The following is a 20,435-nucleotide window of genomic DNA, read 5'->3' as shown; positions in this document are numbered from 1 at the left end:
CTCGTCGGGCGGTGGACGGACGCCGAGGTCAGCGGTGCAGCGCCTTGCGCGCGAGCCAGTTGCCGAGCAGCTGGGCGAGCTGCACGATCGCGATGATCACGATCACGGTCACGACCACGACGCCCCAGTTGTAGCGCTGGTAGCCGTACACGATCGCGAAGTTGCCCAGCCCGCCGCCGCCGATGATCCCCGCGATCGCCGACATGTCGAGCACCGCGATGAAGAGGAACGTGTACCCGAGGATGAGCGGTGCGAGCGCCTCGGGGACGAGCACCGTCGTGATGATGCGCCACGACGACGCGCCCATCGCGCGCGCCGCCTCGACGACGCCCGGGTCGATGCCCACGAGGTTCTGCTCGACGATGCGGCTCGTGCCGAACGCCGTCATCACCGACAGCGGGAAGATGAACGCCTCGGTGCCGAGCGTCGTCCCGACCACCTGGAGCGTCACGGGCCCGAGCAGCGTGACGAAGATGATGAACGGGATGGGCCGCACGACGTTGACCACGACGTTGAGCACGCCGAACACCCAGCGGTTCTCGAGCAGGTTGCCCTGCCGGGTCACGTACAGCGCGATGCCGAGCGCGAGCCCCGCCAGGCCGCCCGTGAGCAGCGCCACGGAGACCATCTGCAGCGTCTGGCCGAACGACTCGACGAGGATCGGCCACAGCTGCGACCAGTCGCGGTTCATCACAGACCTCCCGGCATGCCGTGTCGGTACGACGTCGTGTGCGAGGCGCCCGGCTGGTCGCCGGGCTCGTCACCCGGCACATCGATGCCCGACCCGCGAGGGCCGGCGGCGAGCCGCGCGACGCGCGGGTCCTCGAGCGGGTGCGCGGCCGTGCCGAGGTCCACGACGTCGGCCCGCTCGGCGAGCGCGGTGAGGAACGGCGCGACGCGGTCCTCCGGGGCGTCGAGCTCGACCGTCAGCGAGCCGAACGGCCGCTCCCCCACCTCGGAGATGCCGCCGTAGACGACCGAGCCGTCGACGTCGTGCTCGCGCAGGAGGCGGAACAGGTCGGTCCCCGTGCTCGCGCCCTCGCGGACGCCGACCGTGACGAGACGACCGGGGTGGCGCTCGCGCAGACGCGCGAGCGTCTCGCGCGACGGCCGGTCGTGCAGGGCCGTGCCGACGAACCGCTGGGCGGCGTCGGCGCTGGGTGCGGAGAACACGTCGTACACGTCGCCCGTCTCGACGACTTTGCCGTGCTCCATCACCGCGACGCGGTGGCACGTCGAGCGCACCACCTCCATCTCGTGGGTGATGACGACGATCGTGATGCCGAGCTCGGCGTTGACGCGCCGCAGGAGCGCCAGCACCTCGCGCGTCGTCTCCGGGTCCAGCGCGGACGTCGCCTCGTCGGCGAGCAGGATGGTGGGCGACGCCGCGAGCGCACGGGCGATGCCCACGCGCTGCTTCTGGCCGCCGGAGAGCTGGCGCGGGTAGGCCTTGGCCTTGTCGGAGAGGCCGACGAACGCGAGCATCTCGGCGACGCGCGCCGCCCGGTCCTCGCGCGACCACCCGGCGACCTTGAGCGGGTAGGCGACGTTCCCGGCCACGGTGCGCGACGACAGCAGGTTGAACTGCTGGAACACCATGCCGATGCGTGAGCGCACGTCGCGCACGCGCCGCTCGGGCAGGCCCGTGATCACCTGGCCGTCGACGACGACCTCGCCGCTCGTCACGGTCTCGAGCGCGTTGACGAGCCGCACGAGCGTCGACTTGCCGGCTCCGGAGTAACCGATGACACCGAAGATCTCGCCGCGTCGGACGGTCAGGGAGACGTCGTCGACGGCGTGCACGGCGCTGTCTCCCTCGCCGAACGTCTTGCTCACGTGGCGCAGCTCGATCGCGGGCTGCTCGTCACCGCCCTGGGTTCGGGGGCCGTCGGTCACGGTCGGGTCCTCTCGTCGGAGGACGCGCCTCCGGGTGCCTGTGCTGGGCGTGTGCTGGGGCGCCTCGTGGGAGCCCCTGGTCGGGTGGTGACCCGCCTGCCATCGTCCTCCGCGAGGCACGACGGCGCGCGAGGGGCGGGCGCGTTCGCGCGCCCGCCCCTCGCTCCCGACGGGTCAGGACCGGTCAGGACGGGTCAGGACGCGGAGCGGATGTCGTCCTCGATGCCCGCGAGGATCTCCTGCAGCTCGGCGGGCGAGTTCTCCTTGATGACCGCGGTGCCGCCGGACGCCGTCTTCTCCGCCTCGACGACCTCGGGCGAGTGGGACAGCTCCGCGAGCTTCAGGAGCGTCTCGTCGTCCTTGTCCTCGGCGCGCACGACCCACACGTTGATGTAGGGCTTGGCGGCGTCGGAGTCGGGGTCGTCCTCGAAGAGGGCGTCCTCGGGGGTGAGCCCCGCGTCCTCGACGTAGTCGTTGTTGATGATCGACGCGTCGACGGACTGGAGCTGGATCGGGGTCTGCGCCGCGTCGACGGGGGTGACGGTGACCTTGGAGGACGGGAGGACGTCCGCCTCCGTGGAGATCGAGCTTCCGCCGTCCTCGAGCTCGACCAGGCCCGCCTCCTGCAGCACGAGGAGCGCGCGGGCGAGGTTGGTCGGGTCGTTCGGGACGGCCACCTGGCCACCGTCGGGGATCTGCTCGAGCGACGTGTGCTTGGTCGAGTACAGCGCGAGGGGGTAGACGGCCGTCGCGCCGATCGGCTGGAGGTCGTCGCCGGCGTCCACGTTGTAGCCCGCGAGGAACTGCAGGTGCTGGAACTGGTTGGCGTCCAGCTCGCCCTGGGACAGCGCCGGGTTGGCCTGCGTGTAGTCCTGGAGGTCGACGAGCTCGATCTCGATGCCCTCGGCCTCGGCCTGCTCCTGGTACACCGCCCACTTGTCGTCGGACGCCCCGACGACACCGATGCGGATCGGGTCGTCCGCGTCACCGGAGGAGGTGCCCGCGGAGTCGTCGGCGGACGAGCACGCCGTCAGGGCCAGGGTGGAGGCGACGGCGACCGCGGTCCAGGTCAGACGATTGCGGGCGGTGCGGGACGACGGGGTGGAGAACGACATGGGATGCCCTTCGACGGGGTCGCGCGAGGTCGGCGCGACAGGGTGCAGGGGTGCCTGCGGGGATCGGGTGCGGGGTGCTTCCGACGGGCCATCAGCCACGTGGCGAGCGGGTGGACCGGTCCGCCGCGCGAGGCGGCGGGGACGGGTCGGTCAGGTGCAGGCGATGCCTGCGGGGGACGACGGCGCGGGTGTCAGCAGCCGCACATTCGCCCAGCGCCCCGTGCGCGGCGACAACACGGCATCGCGACGCAGGACGCTGCGTGCGGGACCGGTGCGGCGACGGGGAACGAGCTCATGTCGTTCATCATGGGCACGCGAGGCGCGCGCGCGCCAATCCCGGGGCCCGTTCGTCCATGATGTGGACGCGGTTCTGGTCACATCCTGGGAGCGGACCGGCGACGACGCCGTCCGGAGACGTGAAGGACCCCTCGCACACCCACCAGAGCTCACCTACCCTTGCTGCCTTCCGGCCCTGGGGGAGTTCGGCGAGATGATGCCGCACGAGGGGTCTGGACCCAGCCTAGCCCAGGACCGGGCCTCGCCAGAAACCGGGCCGGGCGACCGTCGTCGGGCCACCACGCGGCACGGTGTCCCGGCACGACCGAGGACGCGATTCGGCCCTGGGACCGCGGTCCGGTATCCTCGTTGCGCTACCCCGGTCTGTGATCAGGATCGGTGGTGCACCAGGAGGATTCGCCTAGTGGCCTATGGCGCACGCTTGGAAAGCGTGTTGGGTTAAAAGCCCTCGGGGGTTCGAATCCCCCATCCTCCGCAGACCGAAGGGCTCGTCGCCTCGCGACGGGCCCTTCGTCGTGCCAGGGTCGCGGCGAACCGGTGCAGGCACCGCAGAGGCCCGTCGCACAGGTGCGACGGGCCTCTCGGACGTCCCGACGGTCCGACGCGCCGGGACATGAGCGCCGGCGGTGCCGCCGACGGCTCCCCCCAGCCTACGGCCCCGAGCGTCGCAACGGCAGGGGGCAGGCCGCTTCCGTCCGTGATCATCCCGTGCAGGACGCCGTCGGGGCCCGCCGGACGGTGCCGACGAGCCCCGACGGGACGGTCGGGTCAGGTGTCCCCGCGCCTGCGGGCGGTCGCGAGGATCACGCCGGTCGCGAGGAGCAGGACGGCGAGCACGGTCGCGGCGAGCGCCGTCGAACCCGTCCGCGCGAGGTCGCCCCCCGTGCTCGGGAAGGTGTTCGTCACGCTCGCGTCGACCTGGACGTCGCCGTCCCCGAGCGGCACGTCGAACGGGTCGGACGTCGGGACGCCGTCCGCGGGGTCGGTCGTGACCCCCGCGCCGTCGACGACGATCGCGACGCTCTCCGCGCCGCCCGTGCCCGTCTCGGCGACCGTGCACGTCGCGCCCTGCGGGACCTGCTCGTAGACGACGGTCCAGCCGTCCGTCGCGGAGAGCGTCCGTTCCGCACCGCCGGGCACGACGACGTCCGTCTCGACGCCGTCGACGTCCCAGGTGCACGCGAGCGCCACCACGAACTCGTCGTCCTCGTGCGCGCCGGCGCCCGGTCCGTCGAGCTCCTTGGTCACCACGACCTGACCGACGTCGAACGTGTTCGTCACGGTGACCGCCGCGGGGTCCGCCGTGATCGTCACGACCCCGGGCTCGCCGCCCTCGACCGCGATCACCGTCGACGACGTCGCGCCGCCCGCGGCGGTCTCGGTCACGGCGCACTCCGCGCCGATCGGCAGTCCGTCGAAGACCGCGACCTCGCCACCCGTGATCTGCCGGTCCGCCCCGCCCGGCACCTCGACGTCCTGGCCCTGGAACGAGCACGCCGCGCTCACCGTGAACGGCCCGGCGCCGAACGCGTCCGCGCCCTCCCCGTCCACGACCTTGGTGACCTCGATCGCGCCCACGTCGTAGGTGTTGGTCACGACGACCTCGACGGGCTCCGCGGGGAGCTCGGCGCCGACGATCGTCACCGGACTCGGGTCCACCGTCACCGATGTGGCGCCCGCGGTCTCGGTCTCGGTGACGGTGCACGAGTCACCGTCCTGGAGCCCGAAGTAGAGCGCCGGGAACCCGGGACCGAAGCGCCGGTCCGGGCCGCCGGGGATGGTCTCCACCGGCACGCCCTGCGACGTGGTGCACTCCAGCGACACCGCGTACGGGAACTCCTCGTACGGCACGGCTTCGAGGTACTCCACCAGCTCCTCCAGGAGCTGGGCGAGCGTCTCCGGGTCGATCGGCCCGTCGGGGATCTCGGGGAACGGCGGCAGCTCCGGCACGAGCGGCGCGAACGCCGCTCCGTCGCCGTCGACGACCTTGGTCACCACGAGCGGGGCGGTGAGGAACGTGTTGGTCATCGCGACGGTCACCGTCGTCGGCTCGCCGTCGTCCGCGGGGGGCACGACGACGTCGGCCGCCGTCCCGTCGACCGGCTCGCCGCCGTCGACGCTCACCGTCGTCGACGACGCCCCGAACGTGTCCGTCTCGGTCACCGTGCACGCGGAGCCGACGGGCAACCCGTCGTAGACGACCGGCTCACCAGGCACGAGCTCGCGGACCTCGCCGCCAGGGATGGTGAGGTCGACGCCGTCGTACGTGCACCCGAGCGTCACCTCGAACGGCCCGGGCCCGTAGAGGGCCCCGAGCCCGGCCAGCTCCTTGTCGACCTCGACCGTGCCCACGTCGAACGTGTTGGTGATGACGACCTCGGCGACGTCGCCGCTGCCGACGGTCACCGTGCCCGGCACGACGACCGCGCCGGTCGCACCGGCGTCATCGGTCTCCACGATGCTGCACTCCGCGCCCGTGGGCAGGTTCGCGACCTGCGCGTCGAGCGGGCCGGCACCACCGAGCACGACGGTGCTGTCGTAGACCGTGCGCGGCTCCCCCGGGCCGTCACCGTCGTCGTCGTAGGTGCACGTGACGTCGATGCGGAACGGTCCCTGGCCGTAGGCGGGACCGCCCTCGCCGTCGACGATCTTCTGGAGCGCGATCGCGCCGACGTCGTACGTGTTGGTCAGCACGACGTCGTTCGTGCTCGCGCCGAGGACGTCCCCGAGCAGCGTGAGGTCCGCGGCGGGACCGTCCGTCGTCACCGGATGCCCCGGCAGTCCCTGGTCGACGGTGATCGTCACCGACGACGCGTTGCCCGTCCCCGTCTCCGTGACGGTGCACTCCGACCCGACGGGCAGGCCGGCGAGCTCGACGGTCTCGCCGTCCTCGATGGTCACGACCATCGGGTCCTCGGGCCCGTAGCCCTCGGCGTACACGTCCTCGCCGAGGAACGTGCACTCCACCGTGGCCTCGAACGGGCCGAACGGGACGGGCTCGCCGTCCTGGTCGACGGCATCGGTCACGACCTCCTTGGAGAGCTCGATGCTCGACAGGTCGTACACGTTGATCGCCGTGATCGACGACGGGGCCTCGGGGTCCTCGCTGTCGATCGTGACGGTGCTCGGCTCGAGGACCACGCGGGTCTGTCCGGCGCTCCCGTCCTCCGTGAGGGTGCACTCGGCGCCGTACGGGAGGTTCGGCACGACGACCGGGGTCCCCGGCGTGACGGTGATCGGGATCGGCTCCAGCTCCGTCTCGACCCACGTGCCGACGGCGGACGTGCACTCGACGGTCAGGTCGAACGACGCAGGTGCGTTGTCCGCACCCTCGCCCTCCACGACCTTGTTCACCTCGAGCGGGCCGGACGCCGTCGCGACACCGACCTTGACGCCCTCCGCGCGCAGGGAGTTGATCTCCCCCGTCTGGGTCACGACGACGCCGGACGCTGCGGCCGAGTTGAAGGCGATCGACCGGTCGCCCGCCTCCGGGACCTCGGGCGGGGTGGTCGTCGTCGCCTCCAGCGCGATGAAGCTGCCCGGCTGGAACAGGCTGTCCGGCGCCATCTCGATCACGGTCTTGATCGCGGTGATCTGCTCGTAGGTCTCCTCCGAGGTGTCCGCGGTCAGCACGGCCCAGCCCGTCTCCGGGTCGTCCGGGCACGTGGGTTCGTTCACGGGGTCGACCAGGTCGTCGGGGCAGTAGTCGTCGACGGTCGTGTAGTAGAACGTCGTCGTGCTGCCGGCCGGCGCGTTGACGACCTGCGGCGGCGGGTCGTTCGTCAGGACCGGCGTCCACTGCGACCCACGCTCCGAGGCGCTGGTCGGGTCGGAGGCGGTGTCCCCGGGTGTCGGCAACCGGTCGTAGAGCACGACCTTGTCCATGGGCAGGTTGCCGACGTTGTCCACCCGGACCCGCCACGTCTCGTTCTGACCCGGCGGGATGATCGGTGTGCAGGGGTAGGCGTAGAACCCGGACGCGTTCGGCTGGCAGTCCTCCGGGGTGACGCTACCCGGCTGGTCGGGATCGACGATGACGCCGAGCGGGTACTCGTCGTTCGTCGCCTTGACGAGCTTCGACTCGGACAGCACGCCTGATGGGACCGGCGTCACGTCGGAGTCCGCCTCGCACGCCCCGGTGACCTCGTCGAGGCGACCGTCGATGGTGCTCCCGTCGTCGCCGGACTGGGCCTGGCAGACGTCCCACGGCCGGTCGCCGGTGACGCCGGCGGTGTTCTCGACCACCGTGTTAGCGGCCAGGGTCGTGCGGAACTGCACCTGAACGGTGATCGTGTAGACCTGCCCCACCTCGAGCACGGTGCCCTCGGGGAACGTGAACGTCAGGCCCGCGATGTTCCCGTCCCGGTCGACGGCCACGTCAGCAGGGTCGGTGGGCATCTGCGGCCCGTTGGGCTGGCCGACAGGTGGCGTGCCGGGCTCCGTGAGGGTGTAGCCGAACGGCTCGTCGACGTCGGCCAGCCGCAGCTGCGGCCCGTCCGGATCGGTGGGCATCGGGTCGTCGACGATCACCGGGTCGTAGATCGGCCGGTTCCCGACGTTCGTCACCGTGATGTTCATCGGGAACGGCGTGTTCGGGGGTTTGGTGCCTCCCGTGATGTCGGTGTCGAAGTCCTTGACGATCTTCACGCCGTTCTCGGTGTGCTGGTAGGTGATCGTCCCCGAGGCCTCTGCGTCGCTGGACACCGGGACGGGGTTCTCCGGGTCCTCCGGGTTGAAGACCAGGTCCGCGCCCGTGACCGTGGCGGTCACGTCGTTGGTGGCGAGGCCCGGTGCGTCCTCGCCCGGCGCCGGGTCGTTGAGCTCCAGGTCGCTCGGCACCGGGGTGCTCGGGTCGGAGCGCAGCGTGTCGCGCACCTGCACCTCGAGGTTCACCGCCTGCGTCGGGTTGGCGGGATTCTCCCAGATCGCGCCGTCGGCCCGGGTGAACGTGAACCGCAGACCGACGACGTCGGCCGCGTCCACGCCGGCGGGCAGCGCGAACGTGCCGGACGGCTCCCCCTCGGTCCACGTGCCCCCGGTGAAGGTGTCGCTCGCCTCGTCGTACGTGCCGTCCGTGTAGGCGTCCACCTGGACCTGGTCGATCGGCACGGTGAGGGTCGAGCCGTCGAACCCGAGCAGGGCGTACTGGTTCCAGAAGCTCCCGTCCACGTCGGTGAGCGTCATCTCGACCGCGCGCGAGGGGCCGGTCGGCTGGCCGGTGATCGTCAGGATCGACGTCGGGTTCTCCTCGGCGTCCGTCCCGGGCTCGACGACCGTGGCCGGGCTGAACGACTTGGTCTCCACCATCGAGATCGCCGCGTCCTGGAGCTCCATCTCCGCGGTGTCCCAGGCCTGCGGCGTCTGGGCCGTCGTTCCGCCCGGGTCGGAGACCTCCGCGCCCGCGCTGTTCGGCACGGGGTTGGGGTCGTGGTCCACGGTGACCCGTTCCCCGGTGTACCGGTCGAGCTCGCGCAGCTTGAGCTGCATCTCCAGGACGCCTTCGTTGTTCCCGGACTCGGTGGACGCGATGCGCCCGTCGAAGGTGACCTCGACGCCGACGACGTCCTCGAGCTGCGCGGCGGTCAGCGCCTCGGCCTCGGTCTCGGTGTAGTCGGTGGTGGTGCCGCCGACCGTCGTCAGCGTCACCGTGGTCGTCTCCGTGCCGTCCGGCGGGACGACGTCGACGATGTCCGTCAGCGTGAACGCGTCGAAGGGGTTGGTGCCGGCTGCGACCTGCGGCTCGACCACGAGGTCGTCGTTGGCGTACGACGGCTCGGCGATGCGCAGCTGGTCCACCCGGGCCACGGAGCTGTTCGACGCGGTGATGGTGGCGACCGTCGTCGGGAAGTCCTCGTACGGGGTGCCCTCCGGCGGGACCGACAGCGGACCACCGGTCCAGTCCTTGGTGATCCCGACGTTGATGGGCTGGTCGAGGACGAGGACGTCGTCGTCGTCCGTGTCGGTCCGGTCCGTCCCCTGGAACGTCGCGGTGCCGCGCGCGGTGTCGGTGACGAGACCCGGGTCGTCGGGGTTGTTGTAGATCTCGCCCTGCTGCTCGCCGAGCGCCGGCCCACCGCTGCGGCGGTCGTCACGGAGCTGGAACGTGAGGTCGAGGTGCCGCCCGTCCGCCTGCGTCGACCGGGCGACGCCGGACCCTGCGGCCGGCACCGTCGGGTCCGAGGGGAACGCCGCACGCCCCGGGGACTCGGTGTACGTCAGGCGCGCCGACGTCGCGCTCTCCTGCTCGTCGGCCGTCAGCGTGTAGCCCGGGAAGGTCCCGTCGCAGGCCTCCGGGCACGGGTCACCCGAGGCCTCCACCCAGGCGCCGGCGACGAACAGCTCGACGCTCTGGATCTGGTCGTACTGGACCAGGGGGTCGTCGACGGCGATCTGCACGAGGTTGAACGCGTCGTAGAACGACCCGGCGATCGCCGGGTCGTCCGCCGCGACCGGGTCCGCGATGTCGCTGATCACCATCGGGTCCACGCCTTCGAACCCGTTGGTCGACCAGGTGATCTGCGCGGTGATCTCGTCCTGCGTGCGGGCCCGCAGGGTGTACGGCTCCCCGCTCTGCCCCTCGGGGGCGAGGAATGACTTCTCGATGAAGTCGAGGTCACCCGGACCCACCGGCACGGGGAACGGGTCCACGGTGTCGCAGCCCTCGGCCGGGCCGGTCGGGGCGACCGTGTCGCTCGACGCGCTCGACGCGCCGCAGTTGGCGATCGGCTCCTCCCGGTCCTCCGGCCCGTCGTACGTACCGACGAAGTTCGGGGCGAAGCTCTCGCCGGGCGGGATGCCCTCACCCGTCGTGTCGTCGTAGACGAACTGCACGCCCTGGGCGTCGGCCGGCAGGTCGCAGTTCACCGTCGCGGCACCCTCGACCGGGCTGCCGCAGTCGGGCGCCTCGACCCACTCGGAGCCGTTCCAGTAGCTGACCGTCAGCTCGGTGCCGGCCGGCACGTCGGTGGACCGCACCGACGACGCGGTGAAGTTCTCCCAGAACTCCCCCGGGGCGCCGGTGTCGGTCGGGTCCTGGATGACGACCTGGTCCGCGTTCGTCGTCGAGCCGTCCTCGCCGAAGGGCAGGAGCTGCGTGGGGAGCCCGACGATCACCGTCTGGCCCGGCAGCGCCGGGATCGTGGAGGGCGAGATCGACTTGGTCGTCTCCGTCGCGAGCCGGTCCGTCAGCGTCTCGAGCGTCGCGCTCGCGGTCTCCGAGTCGTTCGGGATGGTGGCCGTGATCTCGTTCGGGTGCAGGACGTCGTCCTCGCCCTGGTCCGGGTCGGTGTCCGCGGTGAACGGGATGGTCGCCTGGGCACCGGTGACGATGTTCCCGGTGTACTCGATCGAGAAACCGACGACGACGCAGCCGGCCGGCGGGTCCGGGAGCGTGTCCTCCGCCTCCGCGGCGATCGGGTCGGTCGTCGTCCCGTCTGCGCACGTGAAGGTGACGCTCGCGGCGTCGGCGTCGTTCGGCCACACGAGACCGGCCCCGGCACCGTCGGTGCCCCAGCCGGTGAAGGTCAGCGGGTCGTCGCCCTCGAACGGGCTGTCCGTGCCCGGCGACGGCTCGGTGATCGTCATCGACGTCGTCGGGTCGCCGTCGTTGGTCGCCCCGAGGGTGACCGTCGTCGGGGACCCGGCGCTCACCACGGCGGGGTCGAACGACTTGGTCGGCGTGACGGCGTTGTTCGGCGGCGTGATGACGTACGTGTCGCTGGCATCGGTCGGGTCGGAGGTGTCGTCGCCGTGGATCACGTTCGACGACGTGTTGTTCGTCAGCGTGGTGGCTTCGGTGAGCTCGGTGACCGCGTCGGTCTGCTCGACGCCGAACGGGATCGACGCGGAGGCGTCGATCCCGATGTCGCCGTCGAACCGGACCGTGAACCCCTCCACCTCGCAGCCGGCCGGCGGGTCGGGCAGGGTGTCTGCGGTGGTGCTGGTCCCCGTCGGCGTGGACCCGTCGGCGCAGGTGAACGTCACGTCCGCCGACGTCGCACCCGCGGGCCACGTGACGGCTCCCCAGCCGGTGAAGCCGAGATAGGTGAACGGGTTCGGGTCCGTCCCCGGCGTCGGCTCGGTGATGATCAGCGAGTCCACCGGGTCGTTCGACGTGTTCGTGCCGCCGACGGTGACCGTCGCCGGGGTGCCGGGGCTCGCGATCGCGCCTGGCGGGTCGATGGACTTCGTCGTCTCGGAGTCGAGGACCAGCGGGACCTCGGGAACGATGTCGTCGGACGCCGACGCGGGCTCGGCGTTGTCCGAGTCCACCGTCGCCGTGTTGGTGATCGGCACGCCGTCCTGGCTGTACGGGATGTCGTCGGAGACGGTCCCGGTGATGAGGATCTGCGACTGCTGACCGTTGTTCACGCTGTCGGCCGTGTAGGTCACGGTGTCCGTGTCCTGGTCGACGTCGATCTGCGGGTTGACGGTGCCGGTCCCGGCGCTCTGGATCGACGCGCTGACGAGGTCGACGTACTCCGGCATCGGGTCCGTCATGGTGGTCGGGGTGCACGGGTCCTGGTTCGGGTCGGAGCACGAGATCGTCACGACCCACGTGACGGTCTGACCCGGCTGGTACGGACCGGTGCTGGTCTCGGACTTGCCGATGGCCCAGGACGCCGCCGACGCGGGCATCGCCGGAACGAGCACGAGCGGCAGCGCGAGCAGAGCCGTCCCCGTCGCGGCCCAGGCTCGCCGGAACCGCCGGGCCCTTCGTTCCGCCTGGGCGCGTCCCGTCCGGGTCGCCGCGCTCCACGCCGTCCGACGATCCCCCATAGCGCTGTCCTCCGCCCACACAGCCCACCTCGGCGCACGTCGTCGTGCACCGCCGTCGTCACGAGATTGCCACACGGTCTCCACGGTGTCGCGCCGAGGAAATCGTGGAGAAACGGCACGTCAGAGGCCGTCCCGGGCGCCGGCGCACGTCTCCAGGGCGTCGGGACGACAGCAACCGTGCCAGGCGCTCGTCGCCTGAGAGCCGGGCGTCATGATCCCGTCAAGATCGCCGTGCGGACCACCGTCGTCCGGTAGACCGGGGTCGTGCGCCTGCTCCCGATCCTCCGTCGACCGTCGCCGCGCGGTGCGCCGCCCCGGTCGGAGGGGAGCCGGCCCGGGCGCCTGGTGGTCGGCGGTTTCGCCGCGGCGATCGCCGTCGGGACTCTCCTCCTCCTGCTCCCGATGTCCACGACCGGACGGCTCGCGACACCGCTCGAGGCGCTGTTCACCGCGACGTCTGCGGTGTGCGTCACGGGGCTCGCGGTGGTCGACACCGGGTCGTTCTGGACCCCGTTCGGCCAGGTCGTGATCCTCGCGCTCATCCAGCTGGGCGGCTTCGGGGTCATGACGGCGGCGTCGCTGCTCGGGCTGCTCGTCTCCCGGCGCCTCGACCTGCGCACGCGGCTCGTCGCCGCGGCGTCCACCCGCAGCGTCGGGCTCGGCGACGTGCGCTCCGTGCTGATCGGCGTCCTGCGGGTCACCGTCGCCGTCGAGGGCGCCGTCGCGCTGCTCGTGGCCGCGCGGCTCGTCGTGGGGTACGGGACGGCACCGGGCGAGGCGCTGTGGCACGGCCTCTTCCACGCCGTCTCGGCGTTCAACAACGCCGGGTTCGCGCTGTACGCGGACTCGCTCGTCGGCTTCGTCGGCGACCCGTGGATCTGCGTGCCGCTGTGCCTCGCCGTGGTCCTCGGCGGCATCGGCTTCCCCGTGCTGTTCGAGCTCTACCGCGCCCGCCGACGACGGACGGGCCCGTCGCGCTGGAGCCTGCACACCAAGCTCACGCTCCTCACGAGCGGCGTGCTGCTCGCCGGCGGGACCCTCTTCTTCCTCGTCGCGGAGTGGGCGAACCCTCGCACGCTCGGCGCGCTCGGGGTCGGCGACCGGGTCCTCGCCGCGTTCACGCAGTCCGTCATGGCGCGGACCGCCGGCTACAACTCCCTCGACACCTCCGCGATGAACAGCGGGACGTGGCTGGGGACCGACGTGCTCATGTTCATCGGCGGTGGCAGTGCGAGCACCGCGGGAGGCATCAAGGTCGTGACGTTCGCGGTGCTCGCGTTCGTCATCTGGTCCGAGCTGCGCGGCGACCCCGACGTCACGGCGTTCGACCGGCGCGTCGCCGCGGCGACGCAGCGCCAGGCCGTGAGCGTCGCCCTGCTGGGCGTCGCCGCCGTCCTGCTCTCGACGCTCGTCATCACCGCGACGTCGCCGTTCGGCCTCGACCGCATCCTCTTCGAGGTGACGTCGGCGTTCTCCACGACCGGCCTGTCGGCCGGCATCACGGCGGACCTCGCCGCCCCGCACCAGCTGATCCTCGTCGGCCTCATGTTCCTCGGCCGGCTCGGCCCGATCACCCTCGGTTCGGCCCTGGCGCTGCGGTCGCGTCCACGGCTCTTCCGGCACCCGGAGAGCGCCGCGGTGATCGGGTGAGGGCTCAGACCTCGAACCGGTAGCCCATGCCCGGCGTCGTGAGGAGGTGCCGCGGCGACGCCGGGTCGTCCTCGAGCTTGCGCCGCAGCTGCGCGACGTACACGCGCAGGTAGTGCGTGTCGCGCGTCGCCGCGGGCCCCCACACCTCGCGCAGCATCTGCTCGCGCCCGACGACGCGTCCCCGGTGCTGCACGAGCAGCTCGAGCAGCGCCCACTCGGTCGGGGTGAGGCGCACGTCCTCGCCGTGGCGCTGCACCTGGCGGCGCGCGAGGTCGATGCGCAGGTCGCCGGCCTCGACGACCGGGTCGTCGGGCACCGGCTCGCTCGACGCGCGGCGCACCGCCGCCCGCAGCCGCGCCATGAGCTCGGGCATGGCGAACGGCTTCGTCACGTAGTCGTCCGCGCCGGCGTCGAGCGCGTCGACCTTGTCGTCGCCGAGCTGGCGCGCCGAGAGCACGATGATCGGCACCCGGCTCCAGCCGCGGACCGCGGTGATGACGTCGATCCCGCTGACGTCGGGCAGGCCGAGGTCGAGCAGGACGACGTCGGGGTGGGTCGTCGCCGCGGCGTCGATCCCGGCGCGGCCGGTCGCCGCCGTCGTGACGTCCCAGCCGTGCACGCGCAGCGTGATCTCCATGGCCCGCAGCAGGCCCGGGTCGTCGTCGACGACGAGCACCCGGTTTCCGACGCCGTCGCGCTCCGCGCTCATCGCCCCACCTCGTCCCTGCCGGCCGTCCCGGCCACGTCCGAGCCCCACGGCGCCGGGTCGGCCACCGGGACCGTGACGACCATGGTCAGGCCGCCGCCGGGGGTGTCCTCGGGGAGGATCGTCGCACCCACGGCCCGCGCGAAGCCCTGCGCCACGGCGAGGCCGAGGCCGACGCCGCTCCCGCTCGTGTCCCCGAGCCGCTGGAACGGCTCGAACATGCGCTCCTTCGCGGCGTCGTCCAGCCCCGGACCGCGGTCGACGACGCGCAGCTCCACGCCGTCGCGCGACGCCGACGCCGTGACCCGCACGTCGCCGGGCGAGAAGCGCACCGCGTTCGCGACGACGTTCGCGACCACCCGTTCGAGCAGCCCCGGGTCGGTGCGCACGAGCGGCAGGTCGTCCGGCACGGCGAGCTCGACGCGGTCGGTCGCGGGCTCGACGGCGAACGGCACGACCTCGTCGAGCGACACGGCCCGCAGCACCGGGACGACGGCGCCCGTCTGGAGCCGCGACAGGTCGAGCAGGTTGTCGATGAGCTGTTCGAGCCGCCCGGTCGCCGTCGCGACGGTCTCGACGAGCGCCTCCTCGTCCTCGGGCGCGAGCGCGACGTCCGGCAGGCGCAGGCCGTCCACGGCGGTGCGGATCGCGGCGAGCGGCGTCCGCAGGTCGTGCGACACCGCGGCGAGCAGGGCCGTGCGCGTCGCGTCCGCCTCGGCGAGGACCGCGGCGCGCGCGGCCTGCTCGCGCAGGCGCCGGTACTCCAGGACGATCCCCGCCTGGGCGCCGAACGCGTCGAGCACCTGCCGGTCGCCTGCGGGCAGCGGACGACCGTCGAGCACGAGCCGACGATCGTCGTCGACCCGGACGAGCGTGCGGTCGTCGTCGCCGTGGTCGTGCCTGCCCCGGCGAGCTCGGCCCCCGACGTCGCGCCCCTGCTCGTCGACGGGACGGGTGGCCTCGGCGATCGTCGACCACCCGGCGGCCGCACCGCCGCCGCCGGCCCCCGTGCCCGCCCGCTCCTCCAGGGCGACCCGGCGCAGGGCGAACGTCTCCGCGAGGCGCGAGACGACGGCGTCGGCCGTGTCCTCCCCCGACAGCACGGAGCGGGACAGCGCGGCGAGCGTCGACGCCTCGGCCCGGGCGCGCGCCGCCTGCACGGACCGGCGCGCCGACAGGTCGACGACCGACGCGACGGCGACCGCGACGAGCACGAAGAGCAGGAGCGCGAGCAGGTTCTCCGGGTCGGCGACGGTGAGCAGCCCCGTGGGCGGCGTGAAGAACCAGTTGATGCACAGGAACGACACGACGGCGCACGCGAGCGCCGGCCACATCCCGCCGACGAGCGCGACCCCGACGGTGAGCGCGAGGAACACGAGCACCTGCGTGGACAGGTCGACGAGCTCGCCGGTGCCGACGAACAGCGCGGTGAGCAGCGCGGGCGCCGTCGGGGCGAGCACCCAGCCGGCCACGCGGCGTCGGGCCGAGAGCGGGCTGAGCGCGCGCCGCGAGACCCGGCCCGCCCGCGCGCGCTCGTGCGTCACGAGGTGCACGTCGAGCGATCCGGCGAGGCGAGCGATCTCGGCGCTCGTCGAGCCGAGCAGAGCCTCGCGCCACCGCGAGTGCCGCGAGACCCCGACGACGACCATCGTCGCGTTGACCCCGCGCGCGAAGTCGACGACCGCGGACGGCACGTCCTCCCCCACGACGGTGTGGAACGTCCCGCCGAGGGACTCGACGAGCTCGCGGTCGGCCGCGAGCGCCGCGGGGGACGCCGCGGCCAGCCCGTCGGTCGCGAGGACGTGGACGGCGAGCAGCTCGGACCCCGCGGCACGCTCGGCGATCCGGGCGCCGCGACGCAGCAGCGTCGCACTCTCGGGACCGCCCGTGAGGGCGACGACGACCCGCTCGCGCGCGGGCCACGTCCCGGAGATCGCGTGGTCGGCCCGGTAGCGCGTGAGGGCGTCGTCGACGCGGTCGGCGAGCCACAGCAGCGCGAGCTCGCGCAGGGCCGTGAGGTTGCCCTCCCGGAAGTACGACGACAGCGACGCGTCGATCTGCTCGGCCCGGTACACGTTGCCGTGCGCGAGGCGACGCCGCAGGGCCTGGGGCGAGAGGTCGACGAGCTGGATCTGGTCGGCCTCGCGGACCACGTGGTCGGGCACGGTCTCGCGCTGCCGCACGCCGGTGATCGCCTCGACGTCCTCGGTGAGCGACTCGAGGTGCTGGACGTTGACGGTCGTCACGACGTCGATCCCCGCGACGAGCAGGTCGTCCACGTCCTGCCAGCGCTTGGGGTGCCGGGAGCCGGGGGCGTTCGTGTGGGCCAGCTCGTCGACGAGCACGACGTCGGGGCGGCGCGTGAGCACCGCGTCGACGTCGAGCTCGGTGAGCTCCACGCCCCGGTGCCCGACGACGCGGCGCGGCACGACCTCGAGGTCGCCGACCTTGGCGGCGGTCGCGTCGCGGCCGTGGGTCTCCACGAGCCCCACGACGACGTCCGTGCCGCGGGCGCGACGGCGGTGGGCCTCGTCGAGCATCGCGAACGTCTTCCCGACGCCCGGAGCCGCGCCGAGGTAGACCGAGAGACGACCTCGGCGCGGCTGCTCAGCGTCCATGCGTGCAGTCCACCACGGCGCGGACGGGCGCGGCGGTCACGGGGTGCCCACGGTGCCCGACGTGTCGAGCCGCACGAGCGCGAGGTTGAGCGACAGGACGTTCACGCGCGGGTCGCCGAGCACCCCGAGCACGCGCCCGGCCGCCTCGGCCTCGACCAGCGCGCGGACCTGGGTGACCTCCAGCCCGCGCGCGGTCGCGACCCGCTCGACCTGCTGCTCGGCGTACGCCGGGGAGACGTGCGGGTCGAGCCCCGAGGCCGACGCCGTGAGCGCGTCCGGCGGGACGTCCGACGGGTCGACGCCGTCCTCCGCGGCGACCGCGGCCCGGCGCTCCTCGATCGCGGCGACGAGGTCGGGGTTGTTCGGACCGAGGTTCGAGCCCGCCGACGCGAGGGTGTCGTACCCGTCGCCCGCGGCGGACGGGCGTCCGTGGAACCACTGCGGGTCGGCGCCCGGCGCGCCGAAGCCCTGGCCGACGAGCGCCGACCCGACGACCGGCGCGCCGTCGGGACCGGCGTCGTCGACCCCGGACGCGCGCGAGCCGTCGGCCCGCACGAGCGAGCCGTTCGCCTGCCAGCCGAACCCGAGCTGTCCGACGCCGAGCACCGCGAGCGGGTAGAGGCCGCCGAGCAGCAGGGTCATGAGGAGGAGGACGCGGAGCCCGGCGAACGACTGCCGGGTGAGCGAGACGACGCCACCGCCGACCGACGCACGGGGCGTTCCCGCAGGGCCGCCGTCGGGACGGGTGGGCGAGGTGCTGGGCATGAGGAGTCCTTCGATGTCGGGTCGTGCGTCGTGGGTGCGGGCCGGGCGGCGGGGGCGCCGGCTGTACCGGCCGGAGTCGCGGTCAGAAGCCGGGGAGGAGGGAGACCAGCAGGTCGACGAGCTTGATGCCGACGAACGGGGCGACGAGCCCGCCGACGCCGTAGACCAGAAGGTTGCGGCGCAGCATCGACGAGGCGGACGCCGGCCGGTACCGCACGCCGCGCAGCGCGAGCGGGACGAGCGCGACGATGATCAGCGCGTTGAAGATCACCGCCGAGAGGATCGCCGACTCGGGGCTCGACAGGCGCATGACGTTGAGCACGCCGAGCGCGGGGAACACGCCCATGAACATGGCGGGCAGGATCGCGAAGTACTTCGCGACGTCGTTCGCCACGGAGAACGTGGTCAGCGCGCCGCGCGTGATGAGCAGCTGCTTGCCGATCTCGACGATCTCGAGGAGCTTGGTGGGGTTCGAGTCGAGGTCGACCATGTTCCCCGCCTCCTTGGCGGCGGTCGTCCCGGTGTTCATCGCGACCCCGACGTCCGCCTGCGCGAGCGCGGGCGCGTCGTTCGTGCCGTCGCCGGCCATCGCGACGAGCCGTCCGCCCTCCTGCTCGCGCCGGATGAGCGCCAGCTTGTCCTCGGGCGTCGCCTCGGCCAGGACGTCGTCGACGCCGGCCTCGGCGGCGATCGCGCGGGCGGTCACGGCGTTGTCGCCCGTGACCATGACGCTGCGGATGCCCATCGCGCGCAGCTGGTCGAACCGCTCGCGCAGCCCGTCCTTGACGACGTCCTTGAGGCGGACCACGCCGAGCACCCTGGCGGGACCGTCGCCGACCTGCTCCGCGACGACGAGCGGCGTGCCGCCCTGCGAGCTCACGGCGTCCACGTGGGCGGCCAGCGCGTCGGCCTCGCGCCCGGCGAGCGTGCCGCCGGTCGACAGCACCCACCGCTCGACGGCGCTGCCCGCGCCCTTCCGCAGGCGCCGGGCGCCGCCCGCACCGGGCAGGTTCACAGGCAGGTCCGCAGGCAGGTCCACCCCGGACATGCGCGTCTGCGCGGTGAACGCGACGAGCGTCGCGCCCGCCAGCTCGTCGCGCCTGCCGTTCGTGCCCGACGGCGCGGGGCCGCCCGCCCGGGCGAGGTCGCCTGCGTCGTCGGGCAGGCCGGCACCCGGGTGCGTGCGCTCCACGAGGTCGACGATGCTGCGCCCCTCGGGAGTCTCGTCGGCGAGCGACGCGAGCCGCGCCGCCGCCGCGAGCTCGTCCACCGAGACGTCGCCGACGGGCAGGAGCTCGGTCGCGAACCGGTTGCCGTGCGTGATCGTGCCGGTCTTGTCGAGCAGGAGCACGTCGACGTCGCCCGCGGCCTCGACCGCACGGCCGGACATCGCGAGCACGTTGCGCCGCACGAGCCGGTCCATGCCCGCGATGCCGATCGCGGAGAGCAGCGCGCCGATCGTCGTCGGGATGAGGCACACGAGGAGCGCGACGAGCACGACGAGCGACTGCTTCGCCCCCGAGTACGCGGCGAACGGCTGGAGCGTCGCCACCGCGAGCACGAACACGATCGTCAGCGACGTCAGGAGGATGTTCAGCGCGATCTCGTTGGGCGTCCGCTGCCGCTCGCTGCCCTCGACGAGCGCGATCATCCGGTCGACGAACGTCTGTCCCGCGGGCGCGGTGATGCGCACGACGATCCGGTCGGACAGGACGACCGTCCCTCCCGTCACGGCGGACCGGTCACCGCCCGACTCGCGGATCACGGGTGCGGACTCCCCGGTGATCGCGGACTCGTCGACCGACGCCACGCCCTCGACGACGTCTCCGTCCCCGGGGATCGTCTCGCCCGCCTCGACCACGACCAGGTCGCCCACGCGCAGCTCCGACGACGCGACCTCCGTCACGGGCAGCGCGTGCAGGCGTGCGTCCATGACGGTCGCGTCGACCGCGGGCCCCGTCGCCACACCGACGGCGGCGCTCGCCGACACGACGCGCCGCGCCGTCGTGCTGCGCTGGGTCGCGCGCAGGCTCGACGCCTGCGCCTTGCCGCGTGCCTCCGCGACCGACTCGGCGAGCGTCGCGAACAGCACCGTCGCCCACAGCCATGCGGTGATCCACCACGCGAACGCCGTCGGCTGGACGACCGCGAGCGCGGTCGTCGCGACGGCCCCGAGCTCGACGACGAACAGCACCGGCGACCGGTACAGCACCCGCGGGTCGAGCTTGCGCACCGCGGCCGGCAGCGCCGCCCGCACCTGCGCCCCGGTGAGCGCCCGCGCCGGCCGCGACCGACCGCCGTCGGGCACGGGACCTGCAGAACCCGACCTACCGCCGTCGGGCACGGAACCACCGGTGGGCGAGCCGCCGCCGTCGGGGACGGAACCACCGGGGAGAGCGGCCGTGGTGGAGCGGAGGGCGGGGCGGGGCGGGGGGGGGGGGGGGGGGGGGGCGCGGGGGGGGGGGGGGGGGGGGGGGGGGGGGGGGGGGGGGGGCGGGGGGGGGGGGGGGGGGGGGGGGGCGGGGGGGGGGGGGGGGGGGGGGGGGGGGGGGGGGGCGGGGGGGGGGGGGGGGGGGGGGGGGGCCGGGGGGGGGGGGGGGGCGGCGGGGG

The 20,435-nt window shown here is 73.2% G+C and carries 9 protein-coding genes, 1 tRNA gene and 1 other RNA gene; 2 read left to right on the top strand and 9 right to left on the bottom strand.

Going from position 1 to position 20,435, the window contains the following annotated elements; all coding sequences use genetic code 11:
* Window positions 1-28 precede the first annotated feature (28 nt).
* From ACWPWV_RS20075 to ffs, 4 genes are all read right to left on the bottom strand, one after another.
* Window positions 29-691 (bottom strand): ABC transporter permease subunit, encoded by a 663-nt coding sequence (locus ACWPWV_RS20075; protein WP_435737173.1) that lies wholly within the window; start codon window positions 689-691, stop codon window positions 29-31.
* Window positions 691-1,896, bottom strand: a complete 1,206-nt coding sequence (locus ACWPWV_RS20070) for a methionine ABC transporter ATP-binding protein (protein WP_454044734.1) — start codon at window positions 1,894-1,896, stop codon at window positions 691-693. The genes ACWPWV_RS20075 and ACWPWV_RS20070 overlap by 1 nt, the downstream gene beginning before the upstream one ends.
* Before the next feature lie 194 nt (window positions 1,897-2,090).
* Window positions 2,091-3,011, bottom strand: coding sequence for a MetQ/NlpA family ABC transporter substrate-binding protein (locus tag ACWPWV_RS20065; protein ID WP_454044733.1), 921 nt, complete (start codon window positions 3,009-3,011; stop codon window positions 2,091-2,093).
* A 416-nt stretch (window positions 3,012-3,427) separates the two neighbouring features.
* Window positions 3,428-3,524, bottom strand: an RNA gene (gene ffs / locus ACWPWV_RS20060) — signal recognition particle sRNA small type.
* A 173-nt stretch (window positions 3,525-3,697) separates the two neighbouring features.
* Between ffs and ACWPWV_RS20055 the strand changes: the two genes are divergently transcribed.
* A tRNA-Ser gene (locus ACWPWV_RS20055) sits at window positions 3,698-3,783 on the top strand.
* A 293-nt stretch (window positions 3,784-4,076) separates the two neighbouring features.
* Here the strand turns inward: ACWPWV_RS20055 and ACWPWV_RS20050 are convergent.
* Entirely contained in the window at window positions 4,077-12,086 is an 8,010-nt protein-coding gene (locus ACWPWV_RS20050; protein WP_454044732.1) for a DUF5979 domain-containing protein, read from the bottom strand.
* A gap of 402 nt (window positions 12,087-12,488) precedes the next feature.
* Here ACWPWV_RS20050 and ACWPWV_RS20045 point away from each other — a divergent pair, with 402 nt between their 5' ends.
* Window positions 12,489-13,736 (top strand): TrkH family potassium uptake protein, encoded by a 1,248-nt coding sequence (locus ACWPWV_RS20045; protein WP_454044731.1) that lies wholly within the window; start codon window positions 12,489-12,491, stop codon window positions 13,734-13,736.
* Window positions 13,737-13,740: 4 nt separating this feature from the next.
* Here the strand turns inward: ACWPWV_RS20045 and ACWPWV_RS20040 are convergent, their stop codons facing one another.
* The 4 genes from ACWPWV_RS20040 to kdpB form a co-directional block, all read right to left on the bottom strand.
* Complete coding sequence (locus ACWPWV_RS20040; RefSeq protein WP_454044730.1) at window positions 13,741-14,445, bottom strand: response regulator; 705 nt, start codon at window positions 14,443-14,445, stop codon at window positions 13,741-13,743.
* Window positions 14,442-17,060: a DUF4118 domain-containing protein gene (locus tag ACWPWV_RS20035; protein WP_454044729.1), complete on the bottom strand. Its 2,619-nt coding sequence runs from the start codon at window positions 17,058-17,060 to the stop codon at window positions 14,442-14,444. The genes ACWPWV_RS20040 and ACWPWV_RS20035 overlap by 4 nt, the downstream gene beginning before the upstream one ends.
* A 36-nt stretch (window positions 17,061-17,096) precedes the next feature.
* A complete protein-coding gene (kdpC, locus tag ACWPWV_RS20030) occupies window positions 17,097-17,825 on the bottom strand; it encodes a K(+)-transporting ATPase subunit C (RefSeq protein WP_454044728.1) in 729 nt (242 codons plus the stop codon).
* An 82-nt stretch (window positions 17,826-17,907) separates the two neighbouring features.
* On the bottom strand, window positions 17,908-20,133 hold the full coding sequence (gene kdpB / locus ACWPWV_RS20025) for a potassium-transporting ATPase subunit KdpB (protein ID WP_454044727.1): 2,226 nt from the start codon (window positions 20,131-20,133) through the stop codon (window positions 17,908-17,910).
* Between the last annotated feature and the right edge of the window lie 302 nt (window positions 20,134-20,435).

The organism is Cellulosimicrobium sp. Marseille-Q8652, assembly GCF_965112045.1.
Note: the sequence above shows the minus strand (reverse complement) of the source record. Positions and strands in the feature narration are given on the sequence as shown.